The sequence below is a fragment of the Nakamurella alba genome, from assembly GCF_009707545.1.
Classification (GTDB): domain Bacteria; phylum Actinomycetota; class Actinomycetes; order Mycobacteriales; family Nakamurellaceae; genus Nakamurella; species Nakamurella alba.
In genome coordinates this window covers 1,179,581-1,202,808 of sequence record NZ_WLYK01000001.1, presented here as the reverse complement: position 1 = coordinate 1,202,808, position 23,228 = coordinate 1,179,581, and the positions used below count along the sequence as shown (strand labels likewise).

Here is a 23,228-nt window from a genome sequence, read left to right as displayed (position 1 = left end):
TCTCAGAGCTCCAGGTCCAGATCGACGGGTGTGCCGCCCTGCTCGGCCGAGGCGACCGCCGCGGCACCGAGGCGGACGGAGCTGAGGACGTGACGGCCGGAGTTGGACGGCTCCCGGTGCTGCAGGATGGCGGACTGCAGTTCGCCCATCGCGCCGGCGAAGCCGTCCGGGAACCAGGACCCGGCCGGGGTGGCACGGACGGTCCCGGACGGGCGCAGCAGCTCGACCTCCTCGCGGTCCAGCACCTGGCCGCGGATGCTGCCGCCCTCGCCGGTGATGGTGAACCGGTGCACCGGCGGGATGTCGTCCCGGGCAGCCCCGGTCCCCCGGATCGTCGCCAGGGTGCCGTCCTCGCAACGGATCCCGATCAGCACCGTCCACGGGGTGCGCGCCGGTCCCGGCTGCACCGGGGCCCGCAGGTCCTCCGCCCGCACCTGGACCACCCGCTTGCCGGCCAGCCAGCACCGGGTGATGTCCAGCCAGTGCGCGCAGTAGTCGTAGAGGACGAAGTGCGCCTGGTCGTTGAAGTGCCGGTCCGCGGTCCAGGCGAACGAGGTCTCGAAGTCGTGCCCGATGGCGCTGACCTCGCCGATCTCGCCGGCGGCCAGCCAGCTCGACGCGAGTCGCCAGGACGGCGCCCACCGGCCGTTCTGGTTCACCGCGAGGCGCAGGCCGAGGTCATCGGCGAGGGCGACCAGCTCCTCCGCCTCCGCCGGGCTGTTCGCGAACGGTTTCTGGCTCAGCACGTGTTTGCCGGCGCGCAGGGCCTGCCGGACCAGCGGCGCCCGGTCCTCGGTCCGCGCCGGCACGTCGACGACCTCCACCTCCGGGTCGGCCAGCAGCTCCTCGGCGTCGGCGTAGACGTGCACGCCGAAGGTGTCGGCGGCCCGCTGCCGGGCCACCGGGTCGATGTCGTAGATCCCGGTCACCGGCAGGCCCCAGGCCCGGTACCCGGGCAGGTGGGCGTCCTGCGCGATCCAGCCGCAGCCGAGCATGCCGATACCCAGCGGGTGGCCGGGGATCAGCGGGCGGTGGTCGAGATCCAGGGTGTCCATGGTTGTCCCGGTCCTCAGAGGTCCTCGTGGCCGACGACGCCGGTGGCGAGCAGGGTCTCGACGTCGCTGCCGCCGTGGCCCAGCTCGGCGAGGATGTCCTTCGTGTGCTGGCCGGTGAGCGGGGCGCCGGACCGCACCGCCGGTGGCGTCGCCGAGAGCCGGAACGGGAAGCCCGGCGTGGTGACGGTGCCCTCGGTCGGGTGGTCGTAGGTGACGAAGCTGCCGTTGTGCTTGACCTGCGGGTCGGCCAGCAGGTCCTGGTATGAGTACACCGGACCGACCCAGATGCCGTTGTCCAGCAGGAGTTCCAGCCACTCCCCCGTCGACCGGGTGCGCAGCGCCGCGGACACGATCGCGGTGATCTCGTCCCGGTTGCCGTTGCCGTCGACGATGTCGTCCATCTCCTGCAGCCGCTCGCTGCCGATCAACCGGCCCAGCTGCGCGAGATTCGGCATGGCCAGCGCGATGTACCCGTCGGAGGTGGCGAACGCCCCGTACGGTGCTCGGATGTACGGGTGGCCGTGCGGCTCGTGCCCGCGGGTCTGCGGGATGCCGCCGACGGTGAAGATCGCCAGTTCCTGCGCCTGCACCGCGATGGCGCTGTCCAGCATGTTGACCTGGACCAGCTGACCCTCCCCGGTGCGGGCCCGGTGCAGCAGCGCCGCGAGGGTGCCCTCCACCGCGCTGTAGGCGGTGATGGCGTCGCAGGCGTAGGTGCCGGCGGCCTGCGGCGGGTCCTCCACCCGGCCGACGTTGTACATGGCCCCGCTCATCGCCTGCAGCAGCATGTCCTGCCCGGGCCGGAACGCGTACGGCCCGTCCTCGCCGTAGCCGGACATCGAGACGTAGACGATGGACGGGTTCACCGCGCGGATGGACTCGAAGTCGACCCCGAGCCGGGCGGCCACCCCCGGCCGGTAGTTCTGGATGAAGACGTCCGCGGTCGCCGCCAGCTCCAGCAGGATCCCCCGGCCGGCGTCGGACTTGAGATCGACTGCCAGGCTGCGCTTGTTGCGGTTCAGCGCCAGGAACGAGGCGTTGATCCGGCGGCCGTGCGCGGCGCCGGCCGGGGCGTGTCGCTGCCACTCCCCCGTCACCGGCTCGACCTTCACCACATCGGCACCCAGGTCGCCGAACCGCATCGCGGCCAGCGGGCCGGCCATCGCGATGGTCAGGTCGACGACGCGGTAGCCGGACATCGGGCCGACCGCGGCTGCGGGAGAGTTCATCATCGTCCTTCGAAGCGGGGCTCGCGCCGGGCCAGGAACGCCGCGCGCCCCTCGGCGGCGTCGGCGGTGGCGAAACAGATGGTCTGCATGCGGCGCTCGAGCGCGATCGCGTCGTCGAGCGACATGCTGTACGCAGCCTTGAGATCGATCTTCGCCGACTGCGCGGCCAGCGGTGCCCGGGAGGCGATGGTGGCGGCCAGGGCCAGCGCCGCGGACAGCAACTCGTCGGCCGGCAGCACGTCGGTGACCAGCCCCCAGGACAACGCGGTGGGCGCGTCGACCGGGTCGCCGGTGAGGATCATCCTGGCCGCGTTGGACGGGCCGACCGAGTGCGCGAGCAGCGCCGCCTGGCCGCTGCCGCCGATCCAGCCGAGCTTGATCTCCGGCGCGGCGAAGCGGGCGGTGTCGGCGGCCAGCCGGATGTCGCACCCCAGCGCCAGCTCCAGCCCACCACCGAAGGCGAAGCCGTTGACGGCCGCCACCACCGGGGTGCGCGCGGCCCGCAGCAGGTCCCCGTAGTCCTTGCGCAGCCCGAAGTCCCAGGCGGTCGGGTAGTCGTCCAGGCCGGCGATGTCGCTGCCGACGCAGAACGACCGCCCGGTGCCGGTGAGCACCGTGCAGCGCAGCCCCGGATCGGCGTCGACCGCCTGCAGATGCTGCTCCAGTGCGGCGGTCATCGCCGGGGTGAGCGCGTTCAGCTTGGCCGGGCGGTCCAGCCGGATCACCGCCACCGCGCCGTCGACGTCCAGGGTCACCTGCCCGTCCGGCTGCGCCGGGGAGTCGTGCGGCTGCGTCATCGCTGCGGTCCGATCGTGAGTGGGATCCCCGGTGGCACACACACGTCGGCCCGTCCGGTGATCGGCACAGTAGCGCCGCAGTGCGGCTTCTGCAATCCGTAAGTCCGACACTTTCGTAACTTCGTCCGATGAACACTCTTGACGCCGCACCGCCGAGTCCCTACCTTTCTCATCACGAGGCGCACGGTGAGGTGCGCTGTTTCCCCGGTAGGAGGAGCGCGGGTGCGCATCGTCCGCTATCTCGAGACCCCCACCGCCCCAACGCCTGCGATCGGTGTGCGGGACGGTGACACCATCACCGCACTGCCCGGCGACCTGGCCGGTCTGCTGTCGATGTCGCTGTCGTCCCTGCGGGACGTGGTCGACGCGGCACTTTCCGATGCCGCGGCCGTCCGGGTGGCGGCGGCGGACGTGCAGCTGCTGGCGCCGGTGGACGGCGCCACCGAGGTGTGGGCCGCCGGTGTCACCTACCACCGTTCGCAGCAGGCCCGCATGGAGGAGAGCGAGCGCTCCGCCGACATCTACGAGCGGGTGTACGACGCGAAGCGGCCCGAGCTGTTCTTCAAGTCGGTGGCCTGGCGGGCGGCCGGCCCGGGCCGGCCGATCCAGGTCCGCGAGGACTCCGAGATCAACGTGCCGGAACCGGAACTCGCCCTGGTGCTGAACTCCGCGGCGGAGCTGGTCGGCCTGACGATCTGCAACGACGTGAGCTCCCGGTCCATCGAGGGCGAGAACCCGCTCTACCTCCCCCAGGCCAAGGTGTACCTCGGCGCCTGCGCGCTCGGGCCGTGGATCACCCCGATCTGGGACGTCGCCGATCCCTACGCACTGGGCATCTCGATGGAGATCGACCGTGGCGGCGCGACCGTGTGGTCCGGAACGGCATCGACCGCCCAACTGCACCGCACCTTCGACGACCTGGTCGAGCACCTGTTCCGGGCCGACGACTTCCCCGCCGGCGCGATCCTGTCCACCGGCACCTGCCTGGTGCCGGACCTGCCGTTCACGCTCGACGCCGGCGACACCGTGCGCATCGGCATCGACGGCATCGGCAGCCTGGAGAACCCGGTGGTGCGCGGGAAGGTGGCGGCGCGATGACGGCGTGGGCGGACACCTCCCGTGCGGAGCGGGCGGTCGTGCTGGACCGGATGGCGTCGGCACTGGAGGCCGCCGGCGAAGGGATCATCGCCCTGGCCGACCGCGAGACCTCGCTCGGCTCCGCACGTCTGGCCGGCGAGCTGCGCCGGACCTGCTACCAGCTCCGGTTCTTCGGGGAGGTGCTGCGCGACGGCGGCTACCTCGAGGCGACGATCGACCATGCCGGCGACACCCCGATGGGCCCGCGCCCGGACCTGCGCCGGATGCTCGTCCCGATCGGACCGGTGGCGGTGTTCGCCGCGAGCAACTTCCCGCTGGCCTTCTCGGTGCCGGGCGGCGACACCGCCTCCGCGCTGGCGGCCGGTTGCCCGGTCGTGATCAAGGCGCACTCCGCCCATCCCGGCACCTCGGCCCTCTGCTTCGAGGTGCTGTCCGGCGCCGCCCCGGCCGGTGTCCTCTCCATGGTGACCGGGCGGCAGGCGGGTCGGGACCTGTTGGCCGATCCGGTGATCCGGGCGGCCGGCTTCACCGGCTCGGTCGGTGCCGGACGGGAGCTCGCCGCGATCTGCGCGGCCCGACCGGACCCGATCCCGTTCTTCGGCGAGCTCGGCAGCGTCAACGCGCTGGTGGTCACGCCGGCCGCGGCCGCCGAGCGCGGCACCGCGATCGGCCAGGGGCTGGCCGGTTCGTTCACCCTGGGTGCCGGTCAGTTCTGCACCAAGCCGGGTGTGGCTTTCGTCCCGGCGGGTGTCGAGGGTGACGCGGTGCGGGATGCGTGTGTGGCGGCCGTCGCGGGTTCGTCGTTCACGATGCTGACGCCGCGGATCCTCGAGGGCTTCCTCGCGGGGGCTGCCGGGGTCGGTGCGGACGGTCGAGGTCCGGACGGCGGTGCGGGGGCGGTCGTGGTCGAGATCGACGACGTGGCCGGCTTCCTCGCGCGGCCGGAACTGCTGGAGGAGGTCTTCGGACCGCTCCTGGTGATCGTCCGGTTCGCCGATCCGGAGAAGCTGCCGGAGGTGCTGGCCGGATTGCCGGGGGCACTGACGGCGTCGATCCAGCACGGGGCCGGGGATCCGGACCTGCGGGCCCTTGTCGCGGCGGTACTGGGGGTGGCGGGGCGACTGGTCTTCAACGGTTTCCCGACCGGGGTCGCCGTTTCCTGGGCGCAGCACCACGGTGGCCCCTGGCCCGCCACCGACACCCAGCACACCTCGGTCGGGGCCACCGCCATCCGGCGTTGGCTGCGGCCGGTTGCCTTCCAGGACGCTCCCCCGGACCTGCTGCCGGCCGAGCTCCGTGACGGGCCGGTCGACGTGCCGCGGCGCGTCGACGGGGTCCTGCAGCTCGCCTCCTGAACCACCCGCACCAGCATCACCAGCACGCATCAGCACGACAAGTCCACCGTCACAACGAAGTACGGAGAATCGATGAAGCCGAACCCGTTGTTCCAGCGCCCCATCTCCCGCCGCACCCTGCTCCGGGCCGGCGGCACCCTGGCCGCCGCCGGGCTGGCCGCTCCCCTGCTCGCCGCCTGCGGCTCCGACGACTCCGGCGGCGGGTCGGGCACCGCCACCAGCGGTGGCGGCGGCGGAGGTGGCGGCACCATCAAGCTCGGCATCGTCCAGGCCTGGGTGGAACCGATCCAGCCGACCATCGACGCCTTCACCAAGGAGTCCGGCGTCAAGGTCGAGATCGTCCCGCTCTCCGGCTCGTCCGGCGTCGAACTGATCCAGCAGTTCACCCCGGGCTTCGTCTCCGGCAAGCCCGCCGTCGACGTCATGGTCATCTCCGACGAGGCCACCCCCGGCTTCGTCAAGGCCGGCTGGTTGGAGCCGCTGGACGACATCGGCAACGCCGAGTACTGGTCGGACTTCCCGACCTTCGTCAAGGACTACGCCGACACCTGGTCGTCGCAGGACGGCAAGATCTACCGGCTGCCGACCTCGTTCACCATCTGCCTCTACGTCGTCCGGCAGGACGTCCTCACCGAGCTCAAGGCCGACGTCCCGGCGTCCTGGGACGACCTGAAGGCGTTGGGCGAGAAGGCGAAGTCCAAGAACATGTTCGCCTTCGGCGACGCCCTGTCCAAGCCGGCGCTGGCCTCGGTCGATGCCGCCTGGCTGTCGCTGCAGGGCGGCGGACAGGTCTTCGACTTCGATGCCGGCACCAAGGCGGCGTTCGAGTTCGCCAACGACATGCTGACCACCGGCTACATGCCCAAGGACGGCCTGGCCTGGACCTACGACCAGAGCAACGCCGCCTACACCGGGGACTCGCTGTTGTCGATGCGGCAGTGGGACTACTTCCTCAGCGTCTCCGCCGGCACCACGCCCTGGTACTCGCCGGACAAGGTCGTCGTCGTCCCGCCGCCGGCCGGCACCGGCGGCCAGGCCGCGACCTACGGCGGTGGCTGGGGTCTGGCCGTCCCCGCGGCGGGCGAGAACAAGGACAACGCCAAGGCTTTCGTCGCCTACATGACCGGCAAGGACCAGGCGGTGGCCCTGGCCAGCGCGAAGAACTCGCAGTTCTCCGTCATCCGGAACACCACCCTGGACGCCCTGCCGGACCGTCCGCAGTACATCGCGCTCGCCGACTACAACAAGGCGAACGTGGTCAAGCCGCGGCCGTTCCACCCGAAGATCAACGAGGCACAGGGCATCCTCGACGACATGTACACCGGCTACCTGTCCGGGCAGCTGTCCATCGACGAGGCGATGTCCAACGGCGCATCGCAGATCAAGGCGCTGGGCTGACCGATGAGCACGACGCACCCCGGACCGCGCACCGGGATCGAGGTGGCGGGATCCTCGCCGTCGCAGAAGGTGCCGGCGGCACGACCACGCCGCCGGCGCAATCTGCGGGTGGTCCTGTTCTGCTTCGCCCTGGTGGCGCCGGTGGTGCTGATCCGGGTGTTCACCGCCGGCTACCCGATGGTGCAGACCGCCGTCACCAGCCTGCAGAACGACAACCCGACGCAGGGACCGGCCACCTGGGCCGGGTTCGACAACTACACCTACCTGGCGGAGAACCCGCAGATCCAGGGATCACTGTTCTTCACCGCGGTGTTCGCCGTGGTGTCCACCCTGCTGGAGATCGTCATCGGGCTGGCGCTGGCGGTGCTGCTCAACCAGAAGTTCCGCTTCCGCCGGCTGGCCCGGGCGGTCAACCTGCTGCCCTGGGCCATCCCGGCGGTGGTGGCCGGCGTCGCGTTCAAGTTCGCCCTCGACCCGCAGTACGGCGTGATCGCCGGGCTCCTCAACCTGGTCGGCTTCGACGGCGTCAGCTGGCTGTCCGAGGTCAACCCGGCCCGGGTCTCGGTGATCGGCGTGAACGTCTGGCGCAACGCGGGTTTCGTCGCGGTGCTGCTGCTGGCTGCGCTGCAGACGATCCCCGGCGAGCTGTACGAGGCGGCCCAGGTGGACGGCGCGAACGCCTGGGGCCAGTTCCGCCGCATCACCCTGCCGCTGGTGATGCCGGTGGTGCTGTCGGCCGGCATGTTCATGCTGATCTGGCAGGTCGCCTCGTTCGACCTGGTGCTGGCGATGACGGGCGGCGGCCCGGGCACCGCGACCAGCGTGCTCGGGTACTCCGCCTATGTCATCGGATTCCAGAACTTCAACTTCGGCCGCAGCGCGGCCGTCGCGATGGTGCTGCTGGTCTTCGTCTGCATCATCGGCACCGTGTTCTCCCTGGCCCGCCGGAGGTACGAGAAGTGAGCGCCACCACGGTGTCCGAGCTGCCGGTCACGACCCGGCGGCGGAAGCGGCCGATCGGCCGGTGGATCGGGCTGACCGCGCTGTTCCTGGTCGCGTTGTTCCCGATCTACTGGATCGTGGTGTCGTCGGTGACCCCCGGCGGCAAGCTGCTCACCGCACCGCCCCGGTACCTGCCGACCGAGTTCACCTTCGACAACTTCGTCCGGCTGTTCACCCAGTACCCGGTGGGCAAGGCGATGGCGAACTCGCTGATCATCTCGATCACCTCGACGGTGGTGTCGGTGGCCATCTCCTACCTCGCCGCCTACGCCTTCGCCCGGTACTCCTTCCCCGGCAGCAAGCTGTTGCTCGGGCTGCTGCTGCTGAGCAGCTCGCTGCCGCAGATCGCCACCGTCATCCCGCTGTTCGACGTCTTCGGCGACCTGGACCTGGTGGACAGCCTGACCGGGCTGAACATCCTGATCACCTCGGCGATCACCCCGTTCACCGTGTGGATCCTCACCACCTTCATCCGGCGGGTGCCGGTGGAGGTGGAGGAGGCGGCGAAGATCGACGGCGCCAGCATGATCGGCGTGATCTTCCGGATCACCCTGCCGCTGACCATGCCGGCGGTGGCCACCATGCTGGTCATCAACTTCATCCACTGCTGGAACGAGCTGTTCTACCCGCTGATCTTCGCCCAGTCGGCCGACAGCCAGCCGCTGGCCCTGGGTCTGCTCAACCTGTCGGCCAGCGTCGCCAACGCCGGCAAGCCCTGGGACCTGATCAGTGCCCTGACGGTGATCATGATCGCGCCGATCATCTGCGTGGTGATCGCGTTCGAGCCGTTCATCACCAAGGGTTTGGCAGCTACAGACAAATGAGCATCCGGCTGCCGAGGTTCGGGCTGGGGGCGGCGCCGTTCGGGGGTGCGTACCGGGCGGTGGACCAGGCCGAGGCGGACGGGGCCGTGCGCGCCGCACTGGAGCTGGGCATGACCCTGCTGGACACCTCGCCGCACTACGGGGACACCAGGTCGGAGACCGTGCTCGGCCGGGCGCTGGCCGGGATCCCGCGCCAGGACTACCTTCTCGCCACCAAGGTCGGCCGCTACGGCGACGCCGGCTGGGACTTCTCGGCCGGCCGGGTGCGGCGCAGCGTCCAGGAGAGCCTGGACCGGCTCGGCGTCGACCGGCTGGACCTGGTGCAGTGCCACGACATCGACTGGGGTGACGAGGGTCAGGTGCGGGACGAGGCACTGCCCGTGCTGCGCGAGCTGGCGGCCGCCGGGGTGGTCGGGGCGATCGGGGTGACCGGCTACCGACTGGACGTGCTGGAGCGGGTCGCCCTGGCCGAGCAGGTGGACACCGTGATGGCCTACTGCACGTACCAACTGCAGGACCGGCGACTGGCACCCGTCGCGGCGCGGCTGTCCGCGGCCGGGATCGGCGTGATGAACGCCGCGCCGCTGGCGATGGGGGCGCTGACCGCCGCCGGGCCGCCGGCCTGGCACCCGGCCGGGGCGGAGATCCTGGCGGCGATCGGGCGGGCGGCCCGGGTGTGTGCGGAGACCGGGGTGGACATCGCATCGGTGGCGCTGGGGTTCGCCGGGACGGCGCCGGCGGGCATCAACTGCACGGTGGTGGGGGCGGAATCGGCGGAGCTGGTGCGGCGGACCGTCGCGGCACTCCGGACGGTGGTCGACCCGGGGTTGCCGGCTGCGGTGGAGGCCGAACTGGCCCCGGTGCTCAACCGGCCGTGGGAGTTCCCGGTGCCGGCCGGGGCGGCCTGAGGCTCGTCCACCGATTGCGCGCAACCGGACCGCCGATCCGAACGCTGTTCTGCCCGACTCCGTGACCGATGCACTGCCGCGTCGAAGGTGGGCACACATCCGTGGACTTCCCGACGCCGTCGAGTAGGCTGAACGGGCGAACGCCGGTGTCGGTGCGATCCGAAGGGGAACGCGGCCACCGAGCGTACGACCGGAAGCAGACCCGGGAGGACTCGGTGAACAACTCGACAGGCAGGCAGGCGAGCGGTCCGGTTCCGGCGAACCCGTTCGCGCCGGCGCTGCTGCTGCCGACCCGCGGCTTCGACGCCGTGAGTGAACAGGTGGTCGGCTACCTGAGGTCCGTCACCCCCATGAAGCAGTGGGCGGTGACCCGCTTCGCCCACGGCACCGAGACCATCCTGACCGCCAGCCCGGAGTTGGACGGGTTCGGCGTGGCGCCCGGTGACGACTTCCCGTTGGACAAGGCCATGTGCCACCGGATGAGCAGCGGCGACGGACCGCGGATCGCCCCGGACACGCGGGCGGTCCGGGTCTACGACGAGGCCTACCGGTACGCCGCCGACCAGGGCATGACCATCAATGCCTACGTGGGCACGCCGATCGTCCGGCCGAACGGCGAGGTGTTCGGCTCCATCTGCGGTCTCGACCCGGAGACCAAGGACGACTCGCTCCGTGACCTGGAGCCGCTGCTCGACCTGCTCTCGAGCATGCTCTCGGCGGTCCTGGACGCGGACTCGAGTGCGACCGAGGCCGCCCGGGACCTGGAGCAGGCCCGGCACGATGCGGACACCGACGCGCTCACCGGCCTGCTGAACAGGCGCGGTTGGGAGCGGTTCATCGAGCACGAGGAGGCCCGGTTCCGCCGGTTCGGCGATCCGGCCAGCGTGGTGATGATCGACCTGGACCGCCTCAAGTACGTCAACGACACCCAGGGGCACGACGCCGGGGACCGCTACATCCAACGGACCGCGGACGCGCTGCGCGCCACCACCCGGGACTCCGACGTCGTGGCCCGCCTCGGCGGCGACGAGTTCGGCATCATCGCGGTCGGCGCCGGCCAGGAGCGGACGCGCGAGATGATCGCCCGGATCAGCCAGGCGTTCGAGGACGCCGGGGTGGCCGGGTCCATCGGCTACGCCCCCTTCACCGTGGTGGCCGGGTTCCCCGGGGCCCAGCGGACGGCGGACGAGCGGATGTACGAGGCGAAACGGCGGCGGCGGGAGCTGCTGGCGGAGCACGTGTCCTGACCCGCACGTGTCCCGAGCCGAACGCCGGGTGACGTCCGGCTTGCCCGGAAACGGCAGGTGCGTTACGGTTCGTCCACCACCACGGGGGATGCGCACTTGGGGCGCCCCGCCAGGTTCAATTCCTGGGTCCTCCACCAGATGCCGAAGGCCGGTCGCGAGCGCGACCGGCCTTCGGCGTTCCGGCCGTTCAGCCCGCCGCGTCTTCCTGCAGCAGATTCGGGATCGATGACGCCGGGAGGGCCGGGGACCAGTGGTAGCCCTGGCCGTCGTCGCAGCCCAGGCGCCGGGCCAGCACCGCCTGCCGCCGGCTCTCGACGCCCTCGATGCACGTGTGGAAGTCCAGATCCCGGGCCAGGGTCATCAGCGCCCGACCGACCGCGTCGCCCACCGTCGTCCCCAGTGATGCGGCCACCGCCCGGTCCAGCTTGATCCCGTCGATGGGCAGGCGCAGGACGTGTCCCACCGACGAGAAGCCGGTGCCGAAGTCGTCGAGCACGATCCGGAAGCCGCGACTGCGCAGTTCGGACAGGAAGGCGCGGTCGTTGGGACTGGCTGCCATGGCTGTGCTCTCGGTCACCTCGAGGCTGACCGCACCCGGGTCGACCCCGGCGTCGACCACGGTCTCGGTGATGCGGTCGATGCAGTCGGCGTACTCGAAGTGCCGGGCGGACAGGTTCACGTTGATCCGCAGGTCCGGCCGGATCGTGAGCCACCGCCCGAAGTCGGTCATCGCCCGGCCCAGCACCGCCAGGTCGAGATCGATGACCAGGTCACTGCGTTCGGCCCGCGGCAGGAACTCCGACGGTGGCAGTACCCCGTCGTCGGGATGCTCCCAGCGAGCCAGCGCCTCGACGGCGGTCAACCTGCCGTCGCCCAGCCGGATGATCGGCTGGTACCACGGGACGATCTGGCCGGCCTCGGTCGCCGCCGCGAGCTCCCTGCTCTCGGCGACCGCCCTGGTGTGCTCGCCCTGCTCCCGTCGGCGTAGCTCGAGCTGCTCCTCGACCACCGCGGCCACGTCGTGGAGCTCACGGAGCTGGTCGGATCCGAACTCGCGGGGCACCGTGTCCAGCAGGCACAGTGCCCCGACGGGGAGGCCCTCGCGGCCGCGCAGCGGAACCCCGACGTAGACCCGGTACGGATCGGCCAAGCCGCCGGGAGTGATGTCCGGGACGACCACCGGCGCGCCGCTGTCCACCACCCCGGCGCACATCGACAGTTCCCGCGGGATGACCCCGAGCTCGGTCCCGTGGGCGGCGATGGTGTGCTGGAACGCCTGGTCGACGATGTTGACCTGTGCCGACGGGAAGTCGAAATGCCGTGCGGCCAGCCGCACGGAGTGGTCGATGGCCGAGGCGGGCCCGTGCCTGCCGAGGTAGTGGCGGGCCGAGATGTGCTGCCGGCGCCTCGCTGCGTTGACCTGTGTGGCGCTGATCGGTCTCACCCCTTGCAACCTTGCACTGTCGGGTCGGTCCGCCATTTCCTTGACGATCGTCCGACGGATTTCACCGTACGTCCGCGCAACCGTTGCGGCCGACTCACGGCCACCACCTTCGCCCGACCGGTCCCCTGTCGCCACGCTTTCTCCGTACCCCTGTGCACCCCCCGTGTGGCGAACGTGTGCCGCCGCACGCCCGCCACCCGATCTGTGCCACGTCGGGACAACGCTGTCACCCGTCGAGCGCACGGGTCTGTTCCATCGCACCCGGTGAACCGATGTTTCGTGCGTTACGTGCGGGTGTCGCCGGAGCATCTGCGGTCACCGACGGGTGACCCGGGCGCACCCGTCCGGGGAGTACCACGCCACCGATGGGTCGCGCGGCGCCGGATGACCGGTGACGGCGGGCCGTGGTTCACTACCTCCGGCGGGCTCGTCAGCGTGGTCAGGTCGCCGTCGGAGGCAGTCACCGGCAGTCGGGGGTTCGTGCCGGCCACCGATGTCCCTGCCGCCGGCTCCTTGCCATCCCGGCTTGTCGCACCGTCTCACGGTGCACGTCAGTGGAGGACGTCCATGCCCAGTGCCATCCGTCGGGGCCGTCGGCCCCGTTCGCTCGCCGCGGTCGCCGCGCTGATGTTCCTCGGGGCGTCGCTGACCTTCCTCACCCCGGCTGCGGCAGCGGTTCCCGCGGTGCCTGCGGTCGAGGCAGCGGCGGCAGCGGCCACGCCGACCCCGGCGGTGCGCAGTGTGCAGGCCGACCTGGCCCCGGTGAGCGCAGGATCGGGCAAGGCCTGGCCGTCGACGGGTCCCGCGGTCGCGGTGCTGGACACGGGTGTCTACCCGCACCCCGACCTCAACCTGGCGAAGTCGATCGACTGCCTCTCCGGGGTGGCGAAGGAACTACCGGTCACCGACCTCTACACGGACCTGAACGGGCACGGCACCGGGGTGTCCGGGGTGATCGCGGGCAAGCCGAACACCGCGAAGGGTGTCACCGCCGGCGTTGCTCCGGGCGCGCCGATCGTGTCGATCCGCATCCTGAACGCCAAGGAGCAGGGCACGGTGCAGACCTTCCTGTGCGCCCTCAACTGGCTGAACACCTATGCCGCGGCGAACCGGATCAAGGTCGTCAACATGTCTCTCGCCGCCCCGGGCAGCGACGACGGCAACTGCGGCCGCACCAACAACGACCCGATCCACCAGGGCATCTGCACCCTCTACTCCAAGGGCCTGGTCTTCACCGGTTCCGGCGGCAACGCCAAGTCCGGCCAGTCGCCGCAGCCGCTCTCCACGCTGATCCCGGCCGCGTACAACGAGGTCCTCGCCGTCACCAACGCCGCCGATTTCGACGGCCGCCCGGGCGGTACCGCCCAGGCGCCCGGCACCTGCACCGCGCCCGACGGCGGTGACCGCGCCTACTACACCAGCTACTACGCGGCCACGGCGGCCGACGCCGAGCACACCATCGCCGGCCCGGGCGTCTGCCCGTACACCACCCGCAAGGGCGGCACCTACGGCTACATCCAGTCCGGCACCTCGATCGCCGCGGCCGCGGTCAGCGGCGTGGTGCTCAACTGCTTCAACGGTGGGTCGTGCGTCGGCAAGACCGCCGCGCAGGCGATGAAGATCGTGCTGAACCAGGCCGCGGTGGCCGGTACCAAGGGTCATGCCATCACCGGTGACCCGCTGCACCCGGTCGCCGGCAAGTACTACGGCTTCATGGCCTCCACCGTGCCGGTCGCGATGAGCACCGCGGGCGCCTCTACACCGCGGTCAACCCGGCCCGCATCATGGACACCCGCAGCGGTTGGGGCGGCTACCGCGCCGTGCCCGCCAACGGCTCCGTCGTGCTCCAGGTGGCCGGTCGCGGCGGCGTCCCGTCCTCCGGTGCCGGCTCCGTCCTGGTCAACATCACCGCCGTCACCCCCGGATCCACCGGCACGGTGACCGCCACTCCCGGCGGCGTCATCGGCGGCACCGCGCAGCTCAGCTTCGTCGCCGGCCGCAACTCGACCACCCAGGTGGTCGTGCAGCTGGGCAGCACCGGCGCCATCCGGCTGGCCGACAACTCGCCGCGCAGCATGCACATGGTGGTCGACGTGATCGGCTGGTACCGCGCCGGGACCGCGACCAACACCGGCGCCACCCAGGGCGACACCTCGGCCCGGGTCTTCGACACCCGCACCGGTGCCGGCACCGCCAAGGGCGCCATCCCGGCCGGCGGCACCCGGGTGATCAGCGTCCGCGGCCGCGCCGGCATCCCGCTCAACGGGGCGCAGACCGCGGCGCTCTCGGTCACCGTCGCCGGGCCCACCGGCTCCGGCAGCCTGAGCGTGTACCGCGGCGACATCGGCTCGCCCGGCAGCGCCGACATCAACTTCCCGGCCGGGGTCAGCACCACCTCGACGGTGATCGTGCCGGTCGCCGCCAACGGCACCATCCGGGTCACCAACAACTCGTCGCGACCGGTCCACGTGCTCGCCGACAACAACGCGCACACCCTGACCGGGGTCCCGGGGCAGAGCAGCACACTGCACTCGCTCACCACCAAGCGGATCGTGGACACCCGGACCGGGCTCGGTGCACCCAAGCGGGCCGTCGCGCCGGTCGCGTCGATCGGCGTGCAGGTGGCCGGCAAGGGAGGCGTGCCGACCGCCGGGGTGAAGGCCGTGGTGGTCAACGTGATCGCGGTCGGGCCGACCCGCACCGGGCAGGTGATGGCGTACCAGTACGGCACCTCGCGGCCGTCCGCGCCGACCCTGAGCACCACCGCGGGCGTCATCACCTCGAACACGGTGATCGTCCCGGTGAGCGCGGCCGGGAAGATCACCCTGACCAACAACTCCACCGGCTCCACCCACCTGGTGGTCGAGGTCTCGGGCTGGATCCAGGGCTGATCCGGAACTCGCGGCCACCGACCGGGTGGTTCTCCCCGGCACCGGTGGCCCGCGGCGGTACTTTCGCACTGCGGTGAACCACAGGCGTGCCGCGGCCCCGACGGAAGAAGGCCCGATGTCCTCACCGGACGAGTCCCGCCACGACCAGCAGGCCGACCGGCCCGACGCCGGATGGGGCGGATCCGCGGACGAGACCCAGGTGCTGCCACCGGGTTCCTACCAGCGCCCGTCGAGCGCACCGAGCGGGCCCATCGCGGATCCGGGGGCACCATTGTTCTCCGGACCGACCGAGCAGTACACGCCGATGTCCGGCAGCTCCGGGACGACCAACGACGACCCGGCGACCAGCTACCTGACCAAGCAGCCGGACACCGGTGCGCAGTACGGGTACGGCGCACCCGCGTACAGCGACGTGGAGGCGGCGCCGCCGCCCACCGCGACCTATCCGCCGACGCCGGCCGTGTCCCCCTCGGCCGCTCCCCCGTACGCACCGCAGGGCTACCCGCAGGCGTACGTCCCGGTGGTGGCGTCCACCCCGCCGGTGGCGCCGCCGGCCGCGGCCGCGTCGAGCGGATCCCGGGTGCTGGCCGGCTTCCTCAGTGCGTTGATCGGATTGATCCTGGTGGGCGGCGGGCTGTTCCTGACCGCGCGCTACGGCGCGAACGTCTACACGACCCTGTTGCAGGGCGTGGACACCCCGAAGATCGCCGACCTGATCCTCACCGGGCTCGGGCTGGTCCTGCTGTTCGGCGCGGTGCTGCTGAACAGCTGGTCGCCGTGGGCCACGGCGGTCCCCGGGGTCGCCCTGGCCGGGCTCGGCGCCTGGGCGATCTCCACCCGGTCCGGACTGGAGACGGTGTCCGACTGGAGCGAGAAGGTGCTCACCCGCGGCGAACTCGCCGTGTGGCACGCCGCCGGCTGGACGCTGCTGCTCGGCCTGCTGCTGCTCGGCGCCTCGATCGCCACCGCGGTGGCCAGGGGTGCCGGGCGTCGTGCGGCCTCCCCCGCCCCGCTGACCTGACCGGGTTCAGCCCAGCCGCAGCAGGTGCGGCAGCATCTTCTCGATGGCCCGCCCGCGGTGCGAGAGCCGGTCCTTCTCGGACGGGTCGAGCTGGGCGGAGGTGCGCGCATCGCCGGCCTCGTCCGACTCGGTCGGCACGAACACCGGGTCGTAGCCGAACCCGTTGGCGCCCAGCACCTCCCGGATGATCCGCCCGCGCCACTCACCGCGCACCAGCACGGTGTCCGCACCCGGGACGGCCAGCGCCAGGGCGCTGACGAAGTCGGCGCCGCGGCGCTCGTCCGGCACGTCGCGGAGCTGGCCGAGCAGCAGGTCCACGTTCGCCGCGTCGTCGCCGTGCCGGCCCGACCAGCGCGCGGACAGCACACCGGGCATCCCGTTGAGGGCGTCCACGGTCAGCCCGCTGTCGTCGGCGAGCGAGGGCAGCCCGGTCTCCCGCGCGGCCTGCTCCGCCTTGTCGGCGGCGTTGGCCTCGAAGGTGGCGCCGGTCTCCGGCAGTTCCTCGAAGGCCGGCACGTCGTCCAGGCCGAGGACGGTGACCCGGCCCTCGAGGATCCGCCGCAACTCCTTGAGCTTCTTGGCGTTCCGGGTCGCCAGCAGCAGGGTGCTCACGCCGTGCCCACCCCGGGCAGTTCCTTCGGGTACGGCTGGGCCAGCACCTCGCGCTGCAGCGCGGTCAGCCGGTCGATCCCGGTGAAGGCCACGTCCAGCAGCCGGTCCAGGGTGGACCGCGGGAAGGTGGCGCCCTCGCCGGTGCCCTGCACCTCGACCAGCGTCCCGGTGTCGGTGGCGACCACGTTCATGTCGACCTCGGCCCGCGAGTCCTCCTCGTAGGGCAGGTCGAGCCGCACCTTGCCGCCCACCACACCCACCGACACGGCGGCGATCTGGCAGGACAGCGGCTGCGGGTCGGTGAGCGCGCCGGCCGCACGCAGCCAGGTGACGGCGTCGGACAGTGCCACGTAGGCACCGGTGATCGCCGCCGTCCTGGTGCCGCCGTCGGCCTGGATGACGTCGCAGTCGACGGCGATGGTGTTCTCGCCGAGGGCGGACAGGTCCAGGCAGGCGCGCAGGGACCGGCCGATCAACCGGGAGATCTCGTGCGTGCGGCCACCGACCCGGCCCTTGACCGACTCGCGGTCGGACCGGTCGTGGGTGGAGGACGGCAACATCGCGTACTCGGCGGTCAGCCAGCCGAGCCCGGAACCCTTGCGCCAGCGCGGCACCCCGGTCGTCACCGAAGCGGCGCACAGCACCTTGGTGCCGCCGAACTCGACCAGCACCGAGCCGGCCGGGTGGGACTGGAAACCTCGGGTGAAACGGATGGGGCGCAGTTCGTCGTCGGCACGACCGTCGGAGCGGGACATGGCTCCAACCTATCGGTCGCGCGCGGTGCTCCCGGTCAGAAGCCGGTGGGCAGCTGCGGTGCGGCCGCCGGGTTCACCTTGGGTCGCCGTGGCCCGTCGGCCTTCGCCACCAGGAACGCCGCCAGCACACCGCCGATCGCCCCGAAGAGGTGACCCTGCCAGGAGATCCCGGTCTCACCGGCGGACAACGCGACCGAGATGATGCCGGTCCAGAAGATGCCGCCCCAGATCGCCAGCAGCAGCACACCGAGCAGGATCTGCCCGACGCTGCGGTTGAAGACGCCGCGGGCCACCAGGTACGCCAGCCAGCCGAAGACCAGGCCGGAGGCGCCGACGGTCACGGCGTTCGACGGCCCGAACAGCCACACCCCGAAACCGGAGATCAACCACACCAGGATCGTCACGGCGACGAACTGCCGCACCCCGCCGACCATGATCAGGAAGCCGAACACCACCAGCGGCACCAGGTTGGACAGCAGGTGCCCCCAGGACCCGTGCAGGAACGGCGCCGTCACGATGCCGAGCAGGCCCGATCCGGTGCGCGAGACGATGCCGTACTGACCGAGCTTGTAGCTCATCAGGGCGTTGACCACCTGCACGACGACCAGCACCACGGCGAAGGCGCCGACGGTGATCGCGGCCGGCTTCACCGCGGGCATCAGCGACGACGAGTCCTTCGCCTTCGCGACCGGCGCGGGATCGGACGGGAGCGGCAGTGAGCTCATGTCACCAGGCTAGCGATGCAGCGGCGCGGGTGACTCAGGGTTCACCCCGGTTTCAGGCCCGAAGGATCAGGCCCAGAAGGATCAGGCACAGCGGATCAGGCCCACAGCTGGCCTTCGAGGCCCTCCGCCGCGGCGGCGTCGTCGCCGGCGCCGTACACACCGGTGGACAGGTACTTCCAGCCGGCGTCGGCCACCACGAACGCGATGTCCGCCCGGCGGCCCTGCTTGACCATCCGGGCCGCGATGCCCAGCGCCGCGTGCGCGGCGGCACCGGTGGAGATGCCGGCGAAGATGCCCTCGACCTCCAGCAGCTCCCGGGTACGGCGCACCGCGTCCTCGGGCCCGACGGAGAACCGCGAGGTCAGCACCGACTCGTCGTAGAGCTCGGGGACGAACCCCTCGTCCAGGTTGCGCAGCCCGTAGACCAGCTCCCCGTACCGCGGTTCGGCGGCGACGATCGAGATGTCCGGCACCTTCTCCCGCAGGTACCGGCCGACGCCCATCAGGGTGCCGGTGGTGCCCAGGCCGGCGACGAAGTGGGTGATGGTCGGCAGGTCCGCCAGCAACTCCGGGCCGGTGGTCGCGTAGTGCGCACCGGCGTTCCCCGGGTTGCCGTACTGGTAGAGCATCACCCAGTCCGGGTGGTCGGCGGCCAGGTCCTTCGCCATCGCCACCGCGGCGTTCGACCCGCCGGCGGCCGGCGACGGGATGATCTGCGCGCCGTAGGCCCGCAGCAGCATCCGCCGTTCCTCGGAGGTGTTCTCCGGCATCACGCAGATCAGCCGGTAGCCCTTGACCCGGCACACCATGGCCAGCGAGATACCGGTGTTCCCGCTGGTCGGTTCGATGACGGTGCAGCCCGCGCGCAGCCGCCCGTCCGCCTCGGCGGCGGCCACCATGGCCAGCGCCGGGCGGTCCTTCACCGAACCGGTGGGGTTGCGGTCCTCGAGCTTGGCCCAGACCCGGACCTCGGGCGAGGGCGACAGCCGCGGCAGACCCACCAGCGGCGTACCGCCGACGGCATCCACCAGGCTGTCGTACCTCATCGCAGGATCAGACCGCCCCGGCCCCACCCGCAACGGCGGGCAGGATGGTGACCTGGTCGCCGTCGGCGATCGCGGTCTCCAGGCCACCGGTGAACCGGACGTCCTCGTCGTTGACGTAGATGTTCACGAACCGGTGCAGCGCACCGTTCTTCACCAGCCGGTCGCCCAGCCCGGTGTAGTTCGCGTCGAGATCGCTGATCACCGCGGCGAGTGTGTCGCCGGTGGCCGTGACCGACTTCTCGCCCTTCGTGACCGGACGCAGGATGGTCGGGACGGAAACCTTGACGCTCATGTCGGGTGCTCCTCGTGGTCTTCTTCGGGGGTGTTCTTCTCTGGGGATCTTCAGCTGGTGGCAACGTCGGCAGGGGGCGCGGACATTTCCAGTATCTCGACCGGCTCCTCGGTGACCTGGCCGTCGACGATCCGGTAGGACCGGAACTCCTCGGTGTCCGGCTCGCGGGTGGAGACCAGCACGTAGTGCGCCTGCGGTTCGCCGGCGTAGGAGATGTCGGTGCGGCTGGGGTAGGCCTCGGTGGCGGTGTGCGAGTGGTAGACGACCACGACCTCCTCGTCCCGGTCGTCCATCTCGCGGTACAGCTTCAGCTGCTCCCCGGAGTCGAACCGGTAGAAGGTCGGCGACCGCTCGGCATTGGTCATCCGCACCAGCCGGGTCGGGGTGTCCGCACCCTCCGGACCGGCGATGATCCCGCACGCCTCGTCGGGATGGTCGGCCCGGGCGTGGGTGATGATCTCGTCGACCATCGATCGGGGGATGCGCAGCACGGGGTCGATTCTATTGGGCCGTGTGCCGTGGTCGGTCCAGCGCCGGCTCAGTCCAGCATCTGCTCGACCAGGGAGTCCTGGACATAGGTGAGCCAGCGGTAGGTGTGGAACATCGCCTGTTCCGGCTCCGGGCGCTCGCCGGCGGTGTCCATCACCGTGTCGGTCTCGTCGGTGATCTCCAGCCGGACGCCGAGGGCGAGCCGGACGTCGTTCAGCGCGGCGATCCACTGCCGGGCCTGGTCCTCGTCGAGGTGCACCGCACCACCGCCGGGCGGCAGCGAGTCCAGCACGGCGACCGCGGCGGAGTCCTTGCCGGCGATGATCTCCGGTTCCCGGAGCGCGCGCAGCCCGGCGGAGAGCTCGGGATCCTCGCGGTGGAAGTCGGGCAGCAGCCGGGCCAGGGCCGGATCCTCCGGAGTGGTCGAGGGCGCGGTCGCGATCCCGGTCATGGCGACCAGCGGGTCGTCCGGTGCCTCCGACCGGCGGCCGGCGAGCAGCTGGCGGACCTGGTCGACCAGGTCGGACAACACGGTGACCTCGACGGCCTCGAACGATGCCCGGTAGCGGCCGCCGAAGCGGCGGAACGGGCGCACGTCAGCGGTCCTGTGCCAGGGTGGCCCAGAGACCGGCACCCTGCAGCTTGGCGACGTCGGCCTCCATCGCCTCCCGGGTGCCGACCGAGACGGTGGCCCGACCGCGCCGGTGCACGTCGAGCATCAGCTTCTCGGCGCGCGGTTTCGGGTGGCCGAGCAGCTTCTGGAAGACCCAGGTGACGTAGGACATCAGGTTGACCGGGTCGTTCCAGACGATGGTGACCCACGGGCTGTCCGGCGCGGTGATCTCGTCGGTGACCTGCTCGGGACTGCGCGTGGGCGCGGTGGCAGACATGACGGCCGCCATCGCCCGGACCGCCGGCCCGGTCGTGTCCGCCGGAAGGGTCACAGCACGCACCCCTCCAGTGTGGCACGCATCCAGGTGGACGCAGAGTGTCCGATTGATGACCGAACGGAATGTCACACGGCTGTAGAGGAACCCGATCGGCCGGGCAGCCGGGCGCCCGTCCGGAAGCACCTTCTAGGCTCGGCGGATGGCCACCACGGCATCGACCGCGCTCATGACCGACCAGTACGAGCTGACCATGCTGCAGGCGGCACTCGCCGACGGCACCGCGGACCGGCGCTGCACCTTCGAGGTGTTCGCCCGCCGGCTGCCCTCCGGCCGCCGGTACGGGGTGGTGGCCGGGACCGCGCGGGTGGTCGACGCGATCGCCGACTTCGTGTTCGACGAGCAGACCCTGGAGCGACTCGCCCCGATCCTGGACGAGCGCACCCGCGAGCACCTGGCCGGCTGGCGCTTCGACGGCGAGGTCGACGGCTACCCGGAGGGCGAGCTGTTCTTCCCGGACTCCCCGATCCTGTCCGTCTCCGGCAGCTTCGCCTCCGCGGTGATCCTGGAGACGCTGGTGCTCAGCATCCTCAACCACGACTGCGCCATCGCATCCGCGGCGGCCCGGATGGTGACCGCCGCCGACGGGCGTCCGCTGATCGAGATGGGCTCGCGGCGCACGCACGAGGAGGCCGCGGTGGCCTCCGCCCGGGCGGCTTACCTGGCCGGCTTCGGCACCACGTCGAACCTGATGGCCGGTCGCCGCTACGGCATTCCCACCGGCGGCACGGCGGCGCACGCCTTCACCCTGCTGCACGACAGCGAGGAGGCCGCCTTCGCGTCGCAGGTCGCGGCCATGGGCGCCGGCACCACCCTGCTGGTCGACACCTACGACATCACCCAGGGCATCGCGACCGCCGTCGAGGTGGCCGGGACCGGCCTGGGCGCCGTCCGCATCGACTCCGGTGACCTCGGCGTGCTGGCCCGGGCGGCCCGGCAGCAGCTGGACGAACTCGGCGCCACCTCCACCAAGGTCGTGCTCTCCGGCGACCTGGACGAGTACGCGATCGCCGCACTGCGCGCCGAGCCGGTCGACATCTACGGCGTGGGCACCTCTCTCGTCACCGGGTCCGGGGCACCGACGGCCGGGATGGTCTACAAACTGGTCGAGGTCGACGGCCGGCCGGTGGCCAAGCGCAGCCTCAACAAGGCCTCGCACGGCGGCGCGAAGACCGCGCTGCGCCGGCACAAACCGTCCGGCACCGCCACCGAGGAGATCGTCTTCCTCAAGGCCGGCCCGGCGCCGGAACCGGAGGACGGCGACCGGGTGCTGCCGGTGCCGCTGCTGCGCGCCGGGGCACCGGTCGACGGCCTGCCGGACCTGACCGCCGCCCGCGAGCGGCTGCGCGCCGCGCTGGTCACCCTGCCCTGGGAGGGACTGACCCTGTCCGAGGGGGACCCGGCGATCCCGACCACCCTGCTCGGCCCCTGATCCCCCGACCCGCCCACACCCCCGGAGACCGCTCCCATGTTGGACCACTCGCCCACCTCCGCACTGATCGTCGTGGACATGCAGCACGACTTCGCCGACCCCACCGGGTCCCTCTACGTCAAGGGCGGCGAGGAGCTGCTGAGCCCGATCGTCGCCGAGATCGAGGCCGCGAAGGCTTCCGGTGCCCTGGTCGTCTACACCCAGGACTGGCACCCGGAGCACACCCCGCACTTCGCCGTGGACGGCGGGATCTGGCCGGTGCACTGCGTGATCGGTTCCGCCGGCGCCGAGTTCGTCCCCGGCCTGCCGGTCGAGGGACCGGTGGTGCGCAAGGGGTCCGGACCGGAGGACGGCTACTCCGGTTTCTCCGTGCTGGATCTCGGTTCGGGGAAGACGAAAGGCACCGAGCTGTCGACGATCCTGGACGAGCACGGGATCATGTCGATCTCCATCGTCGGCCTGGCCGGCGACTGGTGCGTGAAGTCCACCGCGGTGGACGGGGTCGGCCTGGGCTACGACGTCACCGTGCCGCTGTCGATGACCCGGTTCGTCGAGCTGAACCCGGGTGACACCGAGGCCGCCGTCGCGGCGATGCGGGAAGCGGGAGCCACCGTCCTGGACTGACGTGTCGCGCGCGCCGGGACCGGCCGCGTACCGCAGA

Annotated in this window: 24 protein-coding genes; 12 read left to right on the top strand and 12 right to left on the bottom strand. The window is 71.4% G+C overall.

Going from position 1 to position 23,228, the window contains the following annotated elements; genetic code table 11:
- Positions 1-2: 2 nt before the first annotated feature.
- The 3 genes from GIS00_RS05335 to GIS00_RS05325 are packed head-to-tail and all read right to left on the bottom strand — an operon-like array spanning position 3 to position 3,081.
- Complete coding sequence (locus GIS00_RS05335; RefSeq protein WP_154767238.1) at positions 3-1,055, bottom strand: Gfo/Idh/MocA family protein; 1,053 nt, start codon at positions 1,053-1,055, stop codon at positions 3-5.
- 14 nt (positions 1,056-1,069) lie between these two features.
- Positions 1,070-2,284 (bottom strand): CaiB/BaiF CoA transferase family protein, encoded by a 1,215-nt coding sequence (locus GIS00_RS05330; RefSeq protein WP_154767237.1) that lies wholly within the window; start codon positions 2,282-2,284, stop codon positions 1,070-1,072.
- Positions 2,284-3,081, bottom strand: a complete 798-nt coding sequence (locus tag GIS00_RS05325; protein ID WP_154767236.1) for an enoyl-CoA hydratase/isomerase family protein — start codon at positions 3,079-3,081, stop codon at positions 2,284-2,286. The genes GIS00_RS05330 and GIS00_RS05325 overlap by 1 nt, the downstream gene beginning before the upstream one ends.
- A 222-nt stretch (positions 3,082-3,303) precedes the next feature.
- On the opposite strand from GIS00_RS05325, the gene GIS00_RS05320 reads away from it, so the two are divergent.
- The 7 genes from GIS00_RS05320 (at position 3,304) to GIS00_RS28825 (ending at position 10,913) form a co-directional block, all read left to right on the top strand.
- Positions 3,304-4,179: a fumarylacetoacetate hydrolase family protein gene (locus GIS00_RS05320; protein ID WP_322097541.1), complete on the top strand. Its 876-nt coding sequence runs from the start codon at positions 3,304-3,306 to the stop codon at positions 4,177-4,179.
- Positions 4,176-5,534, top strand: coding sequence for an aldehyde dehydrogenase (NADP(+)) (locus GIS00_RS05315; protein ID WP_154767235.1), 1,359 nt, complete (start codon positions 4,176-4,178; stop codon positions 5,532-5,534). Before GIS00_RS05320 ends, GIS00_RS05315 begins: the two co-directional genes overlap by 4 nt.
- 72 nt (positions 5,535-5,606) lie before the next feature.
- Positions 5,607-6,932 carry an extracellular solute-binding protein gene (locus GIS00_RS05310; RefSeq protein ID WP_154767234.1) on the top strand — a complete coding sequence of 442 codons (1,326 nt, stop codon included), beginning with the start codon at positions 5,607-5,609 and terminating at the stop codon, positions 6,930-6,932.
- A 3-nt stretch (positions 6,933-6,935) separates the two neighbouring features.
- Positions 6,936-7,895, top strand: coding sequence for a carbohydrate ABC transporter permease (locus GIS00_RS05305; RefSeq protein ID WP_154767233.1), 960 nt, complete (start codon positions 6,936-6,938; stop codon positions 7,893-7,895).
- On the top strand, positions 7,892-8,758 hold the full coding sequence (locus GIS00_RS05300) for a carbohydrate ABC transporter permease (RefSeq protein ID WP_154767232.1): 867 nt from the start codon (positions 7,892-7,894) through the stop codon (positions 8,756-8,758). The genes GIS00_RS05305 and GIS00_RS05300 overlap by 4 nt, the downstream gene beginning before the upstream one ends.
- Positions 8,755-9,666, top strand: coding sequence for an aldo/keto reductase (locus tag GIS00_RS05295; RefSeq protein ID WP_154767231.1), 912 nt, complete (start codon positions 8,755-8,757; stop codon positions 9,664-9,666). Before GIS00_RS05300 ends, GIS00_RS05295 begins: the two co-directional genes overlap by 4 nt.
- A 215-nt stretch (positions 9,667-9,881) precedes the next feature.
- Positions 9,882-10,913: a GGDEF domain-containing protein gene (locus GIS00_RS28825; protein ID WP_196073125.1), complete on the top strand. Its 1,032-nt coding sequence runs from the start codon at positions 9,882-9,884 to the stop codon at positions 10,911-10,913.
- Positions 10,914-11,100: 187 nt separating this feature from the next.
- Here GIS00_RS28825 and GIS00_RS05285 read toward each other — a convergent pair whose 3' ends face one another.
- Complete coding sequence (locus tag GIS00_RS05285) at positions 11,101-12,357, bottom strand: sensor domain-containing phosphodiesterase (protein WP_196073124.1); 1,257 nt, start codon at positions 12,355-12,357, stop codon at positions 11,101-11,103.
- A 567-nt stretch (positions 12,358-12,924) separates the two neighbouring features.
- On the opposite strand from GIS00_RS05285, the gene GIS00_RS05280 reads away from it, so the two are divergent.
- The 3 genes from GIS00_RS05280 to GIS00_RS05275 all read left to right on the top strand — a co-directional run bounded on the left by GIS00_RS05280 (position 12,925) and on the right by GIS00_RS05275 (position 16,269).
- Positions 12,925-14,298: a S8 family peptidase gene (locus GIS00_RS05280; protein ID WP_154767228.1), complete on the top strand. Its 1,374-nt coding sequence runs from the start codon at positions 12,925-12,927 to the stop codon at positions 14,296-14,298.
- Entirely contained in the window at positions 14,199-15,248 is a 1,050-nt protein-coding gene (locus GIS00_RS26800) for a hypothetical protein (protein WP_196073123.1), read from the top strand. Before GIS00_RS05280 ends, GIS00_RS26800 begins: the two co-directional genes overlap by 100 nt.
- 115 nt (positions 15,249-15,363) lie before the next feature.
- The gene (locus GIS00_RS05275; protein ID WP_154767227.1) at positions 15,364-16,269 is read left to right on the top strand and encodes a hypothetical protein; all 906 of its coding nucleotides are present in this window, start codon (positions 15,364-15,366) and stop codon (positions 16,267-16,269) included.
- A 6-nt stretch (positions 16,270-16,275) separates the two neighbouring features.
- Here the strand turns inward: GIS00_RS05275 and rdgB are convergent, their stop codons facing one another.
- From rdgB to clpS, 8 genes are all read right to left on the bottom strand, one after another.
- Complete coding sequence (gene rdgB, locus GIS00_RS05270; RefSeq protein ID WP_322097539.1) at positions 16,276-16,881, bottom strand: RdgB/HAM1 family non-canonical purine NTP pyrophosphatase; 606 nt, start codon at positions 16,879-16,881, stop codon at positions 16,276-16,278.
- Positions 16,878-17,636 (bottom strand): ribonuclease PH, encoded by a 759-nt coding sequence (rph, locus tag GIS00_RS05265; RefSeq protein WP_154767226.1) that lies wholly within the window; start codon positions 17,634-17,636, stop codon positions 16,878-16,880. The genes rdgB and rph overlap by 4 nt, the downstream gene beginning before the upstream one ends.
- A 35-nt stretch (positions 17,637-17,671) precedes the next feature.
- Entirely contained in the window at positions 17,672-18,361 is a 690-nt protein-coding gene (locus GIS00_RS05260) for a rhomboid family intramembrane serine protease (protein WP_154767225.1), read from the bottom strand.
- A 95-nt stretch (positions 18,362-18,456) separates the two neighbouring features.
- Positions 18,457-19,407, bottom strand: a complete 951-nt coding sequence (locus tag GIS00_RS05255) for a PLP-dependent cysteine synthase family protein (RefSeq protein ID WP_154767224.1) — start codon at positions 19,405-19,407, stop codon at positions 18,457-18,459.
- A 7-nt stretch (positions 19,408-19,414) separates the two neighbouring features.
- Complete coding sequence (locus tag GIS00_RS05250) at positions 19,415-19,699, bottom strand: MoaD/ThiS family protein (RefSeq protein WP_154767223.1); 285 nt, start codon at positions 19,697-19,699, stop codon at positions 19,415-19,417.
- A 50-nt stretch (positions 19,700-19,749) separates the two neighbouring features.
- Positions 19,750-20,190 carry a M67 family metallopeptidase gene (locus GIS00_RS05245; protein WP_322097538.1) on the bottom strand — a complete coding sequence of 147 codons (441 nt, stop codon included), beginning with the start codon at positions 20,188-20,190 and terminating at the stop codon, positions 19,750-19,752.
- A gap of 47 nt (positions 20,191-20,237) precedes the next feature.
- Positions 20,238-20,783, bottom strand: a complete 546-nt coding sequence (locus GIS00_RS05240; RefSeq protein WP_322097537.1) for a DUF2017 domain-containing protein — start codon at positions 20,781-20,783, stop codon at positions 20,238-20,240.
- A 1-nt stretch (position 20,784) separates the two neighbouring features.
- A complete protein-coding gene (gene clpS, locus GIS00_RS05235) occupies positions 20,785-21,078 on the bottom strand; it encodes an ATP-dependent Clp protease adapter ClpS (RefSeq protein ID WP_230313181.1) in 294 nt (97 codons plus the stop codon).
- 199 nt (positions 21,079-21,277) lie between these two features.
- Here clpS and GIS00_RS05230 point away from each other — a divergent pair, with 199 nt between their 5' ends.
- The gene (locus GIS00_RS05230; RefSeq protein ID WP_154767222.1) at positions 21,278-22,567 is read left to right on the top strand and encodes a nicotinate phosphoribosyltransferase; all 1,290 of its coding nucleotides are present in this window, start codon (positions 21,278-21,280) and stop codon (positions 22,565-22,567) included.
- A 36-nt stretch (positions 22,568-22,603) separates the two neighbouring features.
- Positions 22,604-23,191, top strand: coding sequence for an isochorismatase family protein (locus tag GIS00_RS05225; RefSeq protein WP_154767221.1), 588 nt, complete (start codon positions 22,604-22,606; stop codon positions 23,189-23,191).
- Positions 23,192-23,228: the final 37 nt, after the last annotated feature.

Bases quoted from the DNA above. Each gene is read 5' to 3' on its own strand.
- GIS00_RS05310 (WP_154767234.1), top strand. From the start codon at position 5,607: ATGAAGCCGAACCCGTTGTTCCAGCGCCCCATCTCCCGCCGCACCCTG.
- rph (WP_154767226.1), bottom strand. From the start codon at position 17,636: ATGTCCCGCTCCGACGGTCGTGCCGACGACGAACTGCGCCCCATCCGT.
- GIS00_RS05260 (WP_154767225.1), bottom strand. From the start codon at position 18,361: ATGAGCTCACTGCCGCTCCCGTCCGATCCCGCGCCGGTCGCGAAGGCG.
- GIS00_RS05225 (WP_154767221.1), top strand. From the start codon at position 22,604: ATGTTGGACCACTCGCCCACCTCCGCACTGATCGTCGTGGACATGCAG.
- GIS00_RS05230 (WP_154767222.1), top strand. From the start codon at position 21,278: ATGGCCACCACGGCATCGACCGCGCTCATGACCGACCAGTACGAGCTG.
- GIS00_RS05275 (WP_154767227.1), top strand. From the start codon at position 15,364: ATGTCCTCACCGGACGAGTCCCGCCACGACCAGCAGGCCGACCGGCCC.
- clpS (WP_230313181.1), bottom strand. From the start codon at position 21,078: ATGTCTGCCACCGCGCCCACGCGCAGTCCCGAGCAGGTCACCGACGAG.
- GIS00_RS05325 (WP_154767236.1), bottom strand. From the start codon at position 3,081: ATGACGCAGCCGCACGACTCCCCGGCGCAGCCGGACGGGCAGGTGACC.
- GIS00_RS05330 (WP_154767237.1), bottom strand. From the start codon at position 2,284: ATGAACTCTCCCGCAGCCGCGGTCGGCCCGATGTCCGGCTACCGCGTC.
- GIS00_RS05250 (WP_154767223.1), bottom strand. From the start codon at position 19,699: ATGAGCGTCAAGGTTTCCGTCCCGACCATCCTGCGTCCGGTCACGAAG.
- GIS00_RS05315 (WP_154767235.1), top strand. From the start codon at position 4,176: ATGACGGCGTGGGCGGACACCTCCCGTGCGGAGCGGGCGGTCGTGCTG.
- GIS00_RS05280 (WP_154767228.1), top strand. From the start codon at position 12,925: ATGCCCAGTGCCATCCGTCGGGGCCGTCGGCCCCGTTCGCTCGCCGCG.
- GIS00_RS05305 (WP_154767233.1), top strand. From the start codon at position 6,936: ATGAGCACGACGCACCCCGGACCGCGCACCGGGATCGAGGTGGCGGGA.
- GIS00_RS05335 (WP_154767238.1), bottom strand. From the start codon at position 1,055: ATGGACACCCTGGATCTCGACCACCGCCCGCTGATCCCCGGCCACCCG.
- GIS00_RS05295 (WP_154767231.1), top strand. From the start codon at position 8,755: ATGAGCATCCGGCTGCCGAGGTTCGGGCTGGGGGCGGCGCCGTTCGGG.
- GIS00_RS05255 (WP_154767224.1), bottom strand. From the start codon at position 19,407: ATGAGGTACGACAGCCTGGTGGATGCCGTCGGCGGTACGCCGCTGGTG.